Source organism: Robiginitalea marina (assembly GCF_024006985.1).
GTDB classification, from domain to species: domain Bacteria; phylum Bacteroidota; class Bacteroidia; order Flavobacteriales; family Flavobacteriaceae; genus Robiginitalea; species Robiginitalea marina.
Genome location: NZ_JAMXIB010000004.1, coordinates 222,882 through 234,231, shown reverse-complemented (window position 1 = coordinate 234,231; position 11,350 = coordinate 222,882). Strand labels below are relative to the sequence as shown.

Below are 11,350 nucleotides of genomic sequence, written 5' to 3'. Positions count from 1 at the left end.
GTTTAATCCTTATGGGTTGCAAAAATATAGGCCCCGGGGGAATTTAGGGGCAACCTGCCTTCCCAAACCAGGGTTTCTCCATTGAGGATATTCCTTACGGGTTTTCCCTCCAGGCCCAGTTCTTCGAAACGGCCGAGGGACAGGGCATAAGGCTTCTCGTTTTTGTTCAGCACCAGCACCACCCGCTCGTCCCCGTAGGTCCGCGCCAGCACGTACACCCCGTCCTCCGGGGCAAAATGGAGCGTGCCGCCCATTTGCAGGGCCGGGCTTTGCTTCCTGAAATTCAGGAGTTTTTTAACGTAGGCCTGCATGGCCCGCTCACGGGGGTCCAGGCCCCTGCCGTCGAACCCGTTTTTGGGGTCCCCTGACCAACCCCCCGGGAAGTCGGTGCGGATCAGGCCGTGGTCTCCGGGCTTTGCGCTGTTCTGCAACAACAATTCGGTGCCGTAATAGATCTGAGGGATCCTTGGGGCCGTAAGAATAAAGGCCAGTGCCATTTCAGTGAGGCCGACCGATTCCCCCAACTGGGTAAACAACCGGTCCATATCGTGGTTGTCGCCGAAGAAGAGCAAATCGAGGGGGCGGGGGTAATGGAAATCATTGGCCAGGGCTTCGTAAAGGATATTCAGGCCGGCGTCCCAACCCTCTTCCGCAGTTAAGGCCCCCACCAGGGCCTTCTGGAGGGGGAAGTCCATGGTCGACCTGAGCCACGACTGGTAGGCGTCCCGGTTATGCGCCCCGTGCTGCCAGTACCCGACCAGCAAGGGGTTATAGCTCCACTCCTCGCCCACGATGGTGAATTCCGGGTATTCCTCCATCAGGACCCTTGCCCACCGGGCCATAAAGGCCTTGTCGGGATAGGGATAGGTGTCCTGCCGGATCCCCCCGAGTTGCAGGGTTTCCACCCACCAGATGCTGTTCTGGATCAGGTATGTGGCCATAAAGGGGTTTGACTGGTTCAGGTCGGGCATATCCGGGACAAACCACCCCTGGTTCAAGAGCTCCCTGTCGGTGCGGGCGGCATAAGGGTCCTGGTTGGTCGTGCGGCGGTGGTTAGTGACCGTAAAGGGCCGGCCCGCCAGGAAGTCGTCCTGGTAGTGTATCCAGTCCGGAAAAGGAAGGTCTGCCATCCACCAGTGGTAAAGGCCGCAATGGTTTACCACCTGGTCCATGATCAGTTTCAGGCCGCGGGCGCGCGCCTTGTCGCTGAGTTCCCGGTACTCCTCCAGGGTGCCGAAACGGGGGTCTACCGCATAAAAATCAGTAATGGCATACCCGTGGTAAGACGTCCGGGGCATGTCGTTGGTCAGCAGGGGGGTGGGCCAAAGCGCGGTAAACCCCATTTCAGAGAGGTAGTCGAGGTGTTCGATGATCCCGCGGATATCGCCCCCGTGCCGGGCATAATCGTCCTTCCGGTTGACCCCCTGCTCCCTGAGCCCGGGCACCTGGTCGTTCCCGGGGTCCCCATTGGCGAACCGGTCGGGGGTGATCAGGCAGACCACATCGGAGGAATCGAAGCCCCTGAGGGCCTCCGGAGGCCTTTCCCGCCTTTTCAGTTCGTATTCCAGGGTGATTTTGGGGAAGCCGGAGCGCTCCAGGGCAATCGATACCCAACCCCCTTCCCCTTCCGGGGCCACCGTGAGGTCGAGGAAGAGGTAGTTCGGGCTCGCGCCCGGGTGCCAGGCCTCCAGGGTCAACCCATCGCCTGAAATTTCAGGGCGATATCCGGCAATCCCGGACCCGTGGAGCATCAACTGGAGGGAAGGGTTGTGCATGCCCACCCACCAGTTGGGGGGCTCAACCCTGACCTGCGCCAGTAACCGGTTTGCCATAACAACCATCATCAGGGGGGCCAGGAGTGCCGGGAACAGGGCTGCCCTTGCCCATGCCCGGGCCCGTTTCCCGCAGCAATCCCGCCCCCGGTTACACATGGACGGTTTCCTGGGGGGGGAGTACCACCCGGTTCCCGTTGACCCGGATCGACATCTCTTCCTCAGCATCGAGGTGGAAACTGGCCTTGCCGGGGGTGACTGTCACCTTCAGGATCCGGCCACGGAAATTGAGCTTGAAGGAATAGGACTTCCATTGCTTAGGGATGCGGGGGTGGAAATTCAGCTTGTCATTGATGACCCTGAGCCCCCCGAAACCTTCCACAATGCTCATCCAGGTACCGGCCATGGAGGTGATGTGCAGCCCTTCGTGGACCTCCTTGTTGTAATCGTCCAGGTCGAGGCGGGAGGTGCGCAGGTAAAACTCGTAGGCCTGGTCCATGCGATTCAGCCTGGCCGCCTGAATGCTGTGCACACAGGGGGAAAGGGACGACTCGTGCACCGTAAACGGCTCGTAGAAATCGAAGTGCCTTTCCAGTTCCTCCAGGGTGAAATGTTCTTCAAAGAAATAGAACCCCTGCAGGGTGTCGGCCTGTTTAATATAGGGCGAACGCAGGATGCGGTCCCAGCTCCATTTCTGGTTGAGTGGCCGCTGGGTGCGGTCCAGTTCCGAGACCGGGATCAGCTCCTTGTCCAGGAAGCCGTCCTGTTGCAGGTAAACCTTATGTTCCTCTGAATAGGGAAGGTACATCTGATCGGCCACCTTTTTCCATTTTTCCGTTTCGACTTCGGTCAGGCGGGTATGGCCGATAATGCGGCGATAGTCTTCCTGATACCCGTCCTTAACCTTGCGAAGCTGCTCAAGGCAAAACCGGATACACCAGCGGGCCGAATAATTGGTATACCAGTTGTTGTTGACATTATTCTCGTACTCATTGGGCCCCGTAACCCCCAAAATAACGTATTGCTGCTTTGGTTCGGAAAAGGAGGCGCGCTGGTACCAGAACCGGGCGATGCCGATAAGCACCTCAAGGCCCATGTCGGGGATATAGGTATAGTCGCCCGTATAGCGGTAATAATTGTAAATGGCATAGGCGATGGCGCTGTTGCGGTGGATCTCCTCAAAGGTGATCTCCCACTCGTTGTGGCATTCCTCGCCGTTCATGGTTACCATGGGGTAGAGGGCCGCCCCCTTGCTGAAGCCCAGCTTGGCCGCGTTTTCTATCGCCTTTTCCAGGTGGTTATAGCGGTATTTCAACAGGTTCCTGGCTACAAACTGGTCTTTGGTGGCCATGTAAAAGGGAATGCAGTAGGCTTCGGTATCCCAGTAGGTGCTCCCCCCGTATTTTTCCCCGGTGAATCCCTTCGGCCCGATATTGAGTCGTGAATCCCTGCCGGTATAGGTCTGGTTCAGCTGCAGGATGTTGAACCGGATGCCCTGTTGGGCCTTCACATCGCCCTCTATGGTAATATCGCTCATTTCCCAGATGCGGGCCCAGGCCTGGCGCTGCTCCTCCAGAAGGCCGTCGAACCCCTTTTTGCGGGCCGTGCCGAGCACCTTCCAGGCCGCCTGCATCAACCCCTCTTTCGGGTGGTTCAGGTCCACCGTATATCCGCCGTATTTATAGAGGGTAAGGGTTTGCCCTTCAGGCACCTCTACGGTATACCGGTGCCCCACGTAAGTCGGTTCTTCCCTCACCTCAGGTTCGTTCCCGATTTCAGCCCCGTCAAGGGTCAGGTGCGCCTCCATGAAGGTGCAGGTGTGGAAAAAAGTTTTCAGGGTGTGGGCTTCAATGCAGGCCCGCGCCCCCTCGGAAACCACCCTGGTGCTTTGCCAGAACTGGTCGTCCCAGTTGGAATCCTCGTTGGTGATGCCGCTGTCGAGATACGGTTCCAGGGCAATGGTACCCCCCTTTTCGAGCAGGGTAATACTGTATTTGATCGCCCCGAGTTCCCCATGGGCCATGCTCAGGAAGCGCGTGGCCTCCACAGCCACCCGCGCCCCGTTCCGGAGCCGGGCCTGGAAGGAGCGTCGGTACCAGCCCTCCTTCATATGGAATTCGCGCCGGTACCCTTTGATTTCCGTACAGCGGTTCAGGTCGAGGGCTTCCCCGTCCACCGTTACCCCGATCCCAATCCAGCTCGGGGCATTGATTACCTTGGCAAAATACTCCGGGTAGCCGTTCTTCCACCAGCCCACCCTGGTTTTGTCAGGATAGTACACCCCCCCGATGTAGCTTCCCTGGAAGGTGGGGCCGCTGTATGCTTCCTCGAAGTTTGCCCGCTGGCCCATGGCCCCGTTTCCGAGGCTGAACAAACTTTCAGATGATTTCACCCGGGAAGGCTCAAAACCTTCCTCTATAATCGACCACACATCGGGTACGATATAATCCTGGTTCATAAAGTTCCTGTTTAAGACGTTTTTATTTCCAATTGGAGCAGGTGCTCCATAAAACCGGGGCGGATTTCTGTAAAATCCCGGAATACGCGGTCGGCTTCCCCGAGCACGGCGGCATCCCCGATCCCGATACTGTACATGCCCGCGGCGTTGGCGGCTGCGATGCCCGCCTGAGCGTCCTCGAACACCACACATTCAGCGGGGGCAACACCCAGGCGGTCAGCCGCCATAAGGAATACCTGCGGGTCGGGTTTGGCTTTCACCACCTCGTTCCCGTCCACCACCGTCCTGAAGTAGGAGGCAAGCCCCACTTTTTCCAGGATGGGCCTGGCGTTCTTGCTGGCAGAGCCCAGGGCCATGGGGACGTCCCTTTCCCTGAGAAACTCCAGCACCCGGGGTACTTCCGGGAGGATTTCCGAGGCATCCATTTTACTGATATAGGAGAGGTAGTCTTCGTTCTTTTCCAGCAACCAGGCTTCGAATTGCTCCCCCGGCACCTGCAGGCCACCCATTTCGAGAAGGATTTCCAGGCACCTGCGGCGGCTCACCCCCTTGAAGCGTTCATTATCGGCTTCGGTGAACGGGATTCCCAGCTGGTCGGCCAGGTGTTTCCAGGCGAGGTAATGGTACCGGGCGGTGTCCACGATAACCCCGTCGAGGTCAAAAATAAAACCCTTCATATAGAATCTCTTTTACCCGGGGAGGCCGGAAGGCAGCATCCAGGGGTTCCCGGTTGTCAAATATAGAAAGGAATTCTTTCTTTAGCCCCATGGAAGGCAAGCGGTTGGGTTTCTTTAGCCGGGCCGTCAGGACCCGGGGAGGCCGGGAAGGGTGGATTCCCTTTCGATGAGGCTTGCCCGGATAACTTCAGTCCGATAGCTGCCAGGGTCGGTTTCGTCGTATTCGTGCTCTACTTTCCCGATCAGCAGGCGGGCGGCACAGGCCCCCATTTCCTCCCCGTGCTGGGCTACCGAAGTCAGGGTTGGGATGGAATACCGGGAAAGCATCCCGTCGGTAAAGCCGATAAAGGAAATATCTTCAGGAATCCGGTATCCCTGCCCCCGGGCCAGGCGCATCCCCCTGATGGCAAATATCTCATTGACCGAAAGCACGGCATCGAATTTCCGGGTCTCAAAGAATTGCCTGCTTAACTCCTCCTCCTCAAACTGGTAGGGCAGACGGAGGACGAGGGTGTCATCAAAGGGGATGCCATGATCTTTGAGTGCCCGGCGATAGCCCTTCTCCCGCATGGCGCTCACGTGCAGGTAGCTTTCGTTCGTAATCAGGGCTATACGCCTTTTACCACTCCGGATCAGGTGCTCCACGGCCTGCATGGCCGCTTCCTCATCATTGATTACGACCTTGTCGCAGGGCACTTCCTCGGTCACCCGGTCAAAAAGGACCAGGGGGATGCCCTGTTCGGCAACCTGCCGCAGGTGCGCATAATCGCCCCTGAGTTGGGTTTCAGCGGAGAGGGCCATAATAAACCCGTCAATGCTGCCATTGGCAAGCATTTCCATATTGATGACCTCCTTGTCGAAGGACTCATCGGAAACGCATACGATTACGTTATAGCCTTTCCCGTTGGCGTATTTCTCAATCCCCCGGAACACCGTAGTGAAAAAATGGTGCACGATGTCCGGGATCACCACCCCTATATTTTTGGTGCGCTTGTTCTTAAGGCTGATGGCAATATTGTTGGGCTTGTAGTTGTAGAGCCTTGCAAAGGCCTGTATCTTTTCACGGGTATCGCGGCTGATCTCATTGCTGTTTTTCAGGGCCTTCGAAACCGTGGAGACCGAAACCTCCAATTCGCGGGCAATATCCTTCAGGGTGATGTTCTTTCTCATCATGGTAAAGGTCCGATCAATTCCAAAGTGAAAGTAAGCAATATTCCTTCAGGAGTATCCCCGGGGGTGCGCCCTTTGGAAAACCCCTGTTTTATTAGGGACTGAAAATTTACGTAAATTGCCGTGGCATCAAAAAAATACTATATTTGTTTCGCTTATACATAAAATTACACCCCCGCCTTTACCATATAAGTAACAGGAACAATCAAAAATTAGGGCATTCGTATTTCATGGTAAAATATTAACACGAAAACGGTTTCGTGCCCTTTAACAGTACTAAAAATAGGATATTAACAATTTTTTTACATACTTTGACCTCTTGAATTAAATTAACTAAACTTTAAAACTAACGATTTATGAAGATTACGCTACTCAGGAGCTTACTGCTTGTCGGGGCATTTTTGTGCTTCGGATGGGCGCAGGCGCAAGAAGTATCAGGTAATGTTTCTGATGCGAATGGCCCCCTTCCGGGCGCCAGCGTTGTGGTAAAGGGAACAACCACTGGTACACAAACAGATTTCGACGGGAATTATACCCTGGACGGAGTCGATGCGAATGCCGTGCTGGTTTTCAGCTATATCGGTTATTCCACCCAGGAAGTGCCGGTAAACGGGCGCTCAACCATTAATGTTACCCTTCAGGAAGATGCCCAGGCATTGGATGAGGTAGTGATCATCGGTTACGGCCAGACTACCGTCAAGGACGCGACCGGTTCCGTGGCCTCGGTGACTTCCGACGAGTTCAACGGAGGGGTGATCTCCTCTCCGGAACAATTGATCCAGGGTAAAACTGCCGGGGTTAACATCCAGCAAACGAGCGGGGAGCCCGGTGCAGGGATTAATGTTAACATCCGGGGTGCCAACTCTGTTCGCGCCAGTAACAACCCCCTCTTCGTGGTTGACGGCGTGCCCCTGTTCGGGCAGAATACCGATGCCTCAGGGGACACAGGGCAAGGTGGTTCTGAAGTCGGTAACCCGCTGAACTTCCTGAACCCGAACGACATTGAAAGCATCAGCATCCTTAAAGACGCCTCCGCTACCGCTATTTACGGTTCACGGGGTGCGAACGGGGTCGTGATCATCACCACCAAAAGTGGCCGGGGGGCTACCGGGGGGCAGATCGAATGGTCTTCCAACCTTAGCATTGCCACCCCGGTACGTCAGTACGACCTGCTGAACCGCGAACAATTCCTCGATGCAGTGGCCCTCTACGGAGGTACCCCCAGCGATGTGGACTTCGGCGCCAACACCAACTGGCAGGACGTGGTGACCCGCACAGCGGCTTCCACCAACCACAACCTGGCCTATTCCAGGAACTACGGGTCCGGAAACGTTCGGGCTACCTTCGGATACCAGAAACAATTCGGGGTGGTTGAAAAATCCGAATTCGAACGGATAACCGGAAGGCTTAACCTGACCCAGCGCTTCCTTGACGACAAACTGATTGTGGGGCTGCAAACCTCTATCGGCCGCGTGAACAGGGAGCAACCGCCCCTCGCTGCCGGTGCCGGTTTCCGCGGGGACATCCTCGGGGCCGCCTATTCCGCAAACCCAACCTGGCCTTCCAGCGCCGACTTTGATGACGGAGGCGGGCAAATCCAGCCGGCCAACTACCTGGCGGAATCCCAGAACATAACCAATACGGACCGTTTCCTGCTGAACGGATCAGTGGAGTACAAATTCACCCCTGAACTTTCAGCCAAGGTGAATATGGGTTACGATAAGTCTGAGAGTGAAAACACCTCGGTGCTTTCTTCCAATATCCAGAACTTCACCGGGATTGAAACCCTTGGTTTCGGAACCTACAACACGCTGGACCGGGAGAACAAAACCCTGGAAGCCACGCTGAACTACCGCAAGGAATTCGAGAATTCAAACCTCGACGCCCTCGTGGGGTATGCTTACCAGGATTTCCGCACCTCAGGCCGGAACTCAGCGGCCAGGGGCTTCGGGACCTCTGAACTGAACGGCATGGCAGATGCCATTCGGAACACTGTTAATGCCGCTGCGCGCACCATTGACGGTTCCTACCAACAGTTCTACTATGGGGTAAACACCTCTTCCCTGGTGGTTAACCGCCTTTTCCCTGACGTTGTAGCGGGAGAAGCGGTCCCCTTCCAGTTCAACAGGGCCGTTCGCTCTGTTACAGCAGACGTTTTCGACAATACCGACGAGCTGCAGTCCTTCTTCGGACGGGTCAACTACAGCCTGATGGGCAAGTACCTTTTTACCGCCACAATGCGGGCGGACGGGTCCTCAAGGTTCGGTCCTGAAAACCAGTACGGATACTTCCCTTCAGGGGCCTTTGCCTGGCAGATTGCCGAGGAAGACTTTATGCCTGAGAGCGTTTCTACCCTGAAACTCCGCCTCAGTGCCGGTCTTATCGGTAACCAGGAAGGTCTTGGATACGGTAACTTCGTAGCCCGCCAGCGTTTTGCAGGCCTTGGCATCAACAACGATATGTCCGTAAACCAGAACGGTCTTTCCATTGTCGCCACAGACGTGCCCGACCTTAAATGGGAAACCACCTTCGACATGACCGTCGGTCTCGACTTCGGATTCAACAATGACCGCCTGAGTGGTAGCATCGATGTCTATCGCAGGGAAACCAATGACCTGCTTCTGCAGACCCCTCCCGCCGCACCTTCTACCATACCTTTCCAGTTTGGTAACGTAGATGCCTCGGTACTCAACCAGGGGATTGAATTCGCCATCAACTACGATTTCGTGCAGACGGCAGACACCGACTTCGGCGTGGCATTCAATATCGCGTACAACAAGAACGAGATCCAGGACTTCCAGGGGTCAATCAACACCGGGGAAATCAACGGGCCCGGGCTTTCCGGAGCCTTCGCCCAGCGTTTTGAAGCCGGCCAGTCCCTGTTCTCCTACTACATGGCAGAATTCACTGGCTTCGACGGTGACGGCAACCCGACTTACCGCGACATCGACGGGAACGGGATTGGAGATCCTGATGCAGACAAAACCTTCGTAGGCGAAGACGGTCTGCCTGACATTACTTCAGGTCTCACCCTGAACTTCCGCCACAAGAACTGGGATGCCTCAGCCTTCTTCAACGGTCAGTTCGGATTCTCCGTGTACAACAACACCGCCAACTCCTTCTTCAACGCCGGGCAATTGGTTACCGCCCGTAACGTGACCCAGGACGTAGTGGCCAGCGGGGAAAACGGTGGTGCTTCCACTGCGGTTTCGACCCGTTTCCTGGAAAAAGGAGATTTTGTCCGGTTCCAGAACGCAACCGTTGGGTACAATGTGCCTCTAAGTGGTGAAGGAACCTTCAAATCCCTTCGTCTGTCCCTGACCGGGCAGAACCTGTTCCTGATTACGGATTACAGCGGTATCGACCCCGAGGTAACCGTAGGTACAGGAACCCTGGGTTCAGGTGTTCCGGTAAGGGGGATTGACTGGGCAGCGTTCCCGAACCCAATGACCATTACCTTTGGAATTAACGCCACCTTTTAATTAAAAAAAATTGTATACCATGAAAAGATTTCAATTTAAATCCTTTACACTCGCACTTCTGGCGGTTGCAGGCCTGTACTCCTGTACCGACCTGGAAATCGAGGAAACGGATTCCTTCATCAGTGAAGGTTTCCAGGGGTTGGAAAACCCGGCTTCGGCCCTGGACCAGCTCTATAACCAAATTGGAGGTGCCCTTGGGGACCAGGCCAATACCTTCGCCCTGAACGTGGTCACCACCGATGAGCAGCTGATCCCCACCCGGGGTGCTGACTGGGGTGACAACGGACGCTGGAGGAAACTCCACCAGCACGAATGGGGCCTGGAGGAAATCGATATCATTACCCCTTTTGACCAATGGAACTCCAACCAGCTGCTGGCCTCTCAGATCCTCGATGCCCGTAGTGCCGCCCCTTCAGACGTCGCTTCACAGGCGCATTTCCTGAGGGCATGGTCCATGTTCCTGATCCTCGACCTTTACGGCCAGGTTCCCTTCAGGGATACCGAGTTGTCTTCTTCAGAACTCCCCACGGTACTCACCGGGGCTGAGGCGGTCGACTTTATCCTGGGCGATTTGGATGCAGCTATTGCCGGACTCCCGGCTACCGCTGCCGGCACAGGCACCCAGAACCGGGCCAGCAAGGCTGCCGCCCGCTTCCTGAAAGCCAAGGTGCTGCTGAACCGCCACATTTATGACAACCACTACACCGGCACCACCGGCAGCCCGGCTGCAAGTGACATGCAGGAGGTGATCAGCCTGGTGGATGCCATTGCCGCAGACGGATATGGTCTTCAAGCAGGTTATTTTGACCTTTTCAAATCAGATGCTGACAGCGAAACCATTTGGTTCACTTCCAACGCCAACACCGGTAACCGTATCTTTAACGGGTTGCACTACAATTCCACTGGATTGGGTGGTGGTGGCTGGAACGGCTTCAGCACCCTGGCTGAATTCTACGACCTGTTTGAAGGAGATGCTAACTCCAACCGGTACACCACCGACCTGGAAAGTGCTCCTGCCGACGGGCAGGAAGAGCGCCGCGGAGGGGTACCCCAAATCGGAGTTCCCTTTTCAGGTGCTGCCGGAACCTCAGACAATGGAGGTTTTGAGGACGGTTCAAACGTAGGGAATGGCTTCCTGCTTGGGCAGCAATATTCCCTCAATGGAACCCCGCTTCAGGACCGTCAGGGGAATCCCCTGTTCTTCTCCCGTGAATTTGTTGACGGTAGCGGACAACCCAACCTGATCAATAACAGCGAGCGTACCGGGATCCGACTGATGAAGTACAACCCCCGTTATAACGGTGGCTTTACCGCTCACCTGGTACTGTTCCGCTATGCAGACGCCCACCTGATGAAGGCCGAAGCCCAGTTGCGCAGCGGCGGCGACCCCACAGCTTTAGTCAACGAACTCCGGGTACTTCGGGATGCGAATCCCCTGGGCTCAGTAAATGAGCAGGCCCTTCTTGATGAAAGAGGTCGTGAGCTTTACGTGGAGGGATGGAGAAGGAACGACATGATCCGTTTCGGACAGTACACCCGCCAATGGGAGTTCAAAAGCAGTTCTGAAACCAACAACGACACCCGCAAATTGTTCCCAATCCCGCTGCCACAATTGCTGGCAAACCCGGGATTGCAACAAAACCCCGGCTACTAATCTTACAGTACGCCCAATCATTAAGAGGCTGCCCAATGGCAGCCTCTTTTTTTTGTACCGTCCGGAAATGGCTAATAAAAACTTAACGAGGGTTAAGAAAGGATAAAACCCGGTGGATCAGCATTCGTTTGTTGCCC

General features: G+C 55.7%; 6 protein-coding genes. 2 read left to right on the top strand and 4 right to left on the bottom strand.

The genetic code is table 11. The features are described from left to right. Positions 1–2: 2 nt before the first annotated feature. From NG653_RS07070 to NG653_RS07055, 4 genes are all read right to left on the bottom strand, one after another. Positions 3–1,931 (bottom strand): glycoside hydrolase family 13 protein, encoded by a 1,929-nt coding sequence (locus NG653_RS07070; protein WP_252740985.1) that lies wholly within the window; start codon positions 1,929–1,931, stop codon positions 3–5. Then, positions 1,924–4,230 (bottom strand): glycoside hydrolase family 65 protein, encoded by a 2,307-nt coding sequence (locus NG653_RS07065; RefSeq protein ID WP_252740984.1) that lies wholly within the window; start codon positions 4,228–4,230, stop codon positions 1,924–1,926. Before NG653_RS07065 ends, NG653_RS07070 begins: the two co-directional genes overlap by 8 nt. 11 nt (positions 4,231–4,241) lie before the next feature. Further along, complete coding sequence (gene pgmB, locus NG653_RS07060; protein WP_252740983.1) at positions 4,242–4,907, bottom strand: beta-phosphoglucomutase; 666 nt, start codon at positions 4,905–4,907, stop codon at positions 4,242–4,244. A gap of 126 nt (positions 4,908–5,033) precedes the next feature. Then, positions 5,034–6,077 (bottom strand): LacI family DNA-binding transcriptional regulator, encoded by a 1,044-nt coding sequence (locus NG653_RS07055; protein WP_252741030.1) that lies wholly within the window; start codon positions 6,075–6,077, stop codon positions 5,034–5,036. 356 nt (positions 6,078–6,433) lie between these two features. On the opposite strand from NG653_RS07055, the gene NG653_RS07050 reads away from it, so the two are divergent. Both NG653_RS07050 and NG653_RS07045 read left to right on the top strand, forming a co-directional pair. Next, positions 6,434–9,559, top strand: coding sequence for a SusC/RagA family TonB-linked outer membrane protein (locus NG653_RS07050; RefSeq protein ID WP_252740982.1), 3,126 nt, complete (start codon positions 6,434–6,436; stop codon positions 9,557–9,559). Between the two features lie 19 nt (positions 9,560–9,578). Beyond that, entirely contained in the window at positions 9,579–11,213 is a 1,635-nt protein-coding gene (locus tag NG653_RS07045; protein ID WP_252740981.1) for a RagB/SusD family nutrient uptake outer membrane protein, read from the top strand. Positions 11,214–11,350: the final 137 nt, after the last annotated feature.

Bases quoted from the DNA above. Each gene is read 5' to 3' on its own strand.
- NG653_RS07070 (WP_252740985.1), bottom strand. From the start codon at position 1,931: ATGTGTAACCGGGGGCGGGATTGCTGCGGGAAACGGGCCCGGGCATGG.
- NG653_RS07065 (WP_252740984.1), bottom strand. From the start codon at position 4,230: ATGAACCAGGATTATATCGTACCCGATGTGTGGTCGATTATAGAGGAA.
- pgmB (WP_252740983.1), bottom strand. From the start codon at position 4,907: ATGAAGGGTTTTATTTTTGACCTCGACGGGGTTATCGTGGACACCGCC.
- NG653_RS07055 (WP_252741030.1), bottom strand. From the start codon at position 6,077: ATGAGAAAGAACATCACCCTGAAGGATATTGCCCGCGAATTGGAGGTT.
- NG653_RS07050 (WP_252740982.1), top strand. From the start codon at position 6,434: ATGAAGATTACGCTACTCAGGAGCTTACTGCTTGTCGGGGCATTTTTG.
- NG653_RS07045 (WP_252740981.1), top strand. From the start codon at position 9,579: ATGAAAAGATTTCAATTTAAATCCTTTACACTCGCACTTCTGGCGGTT.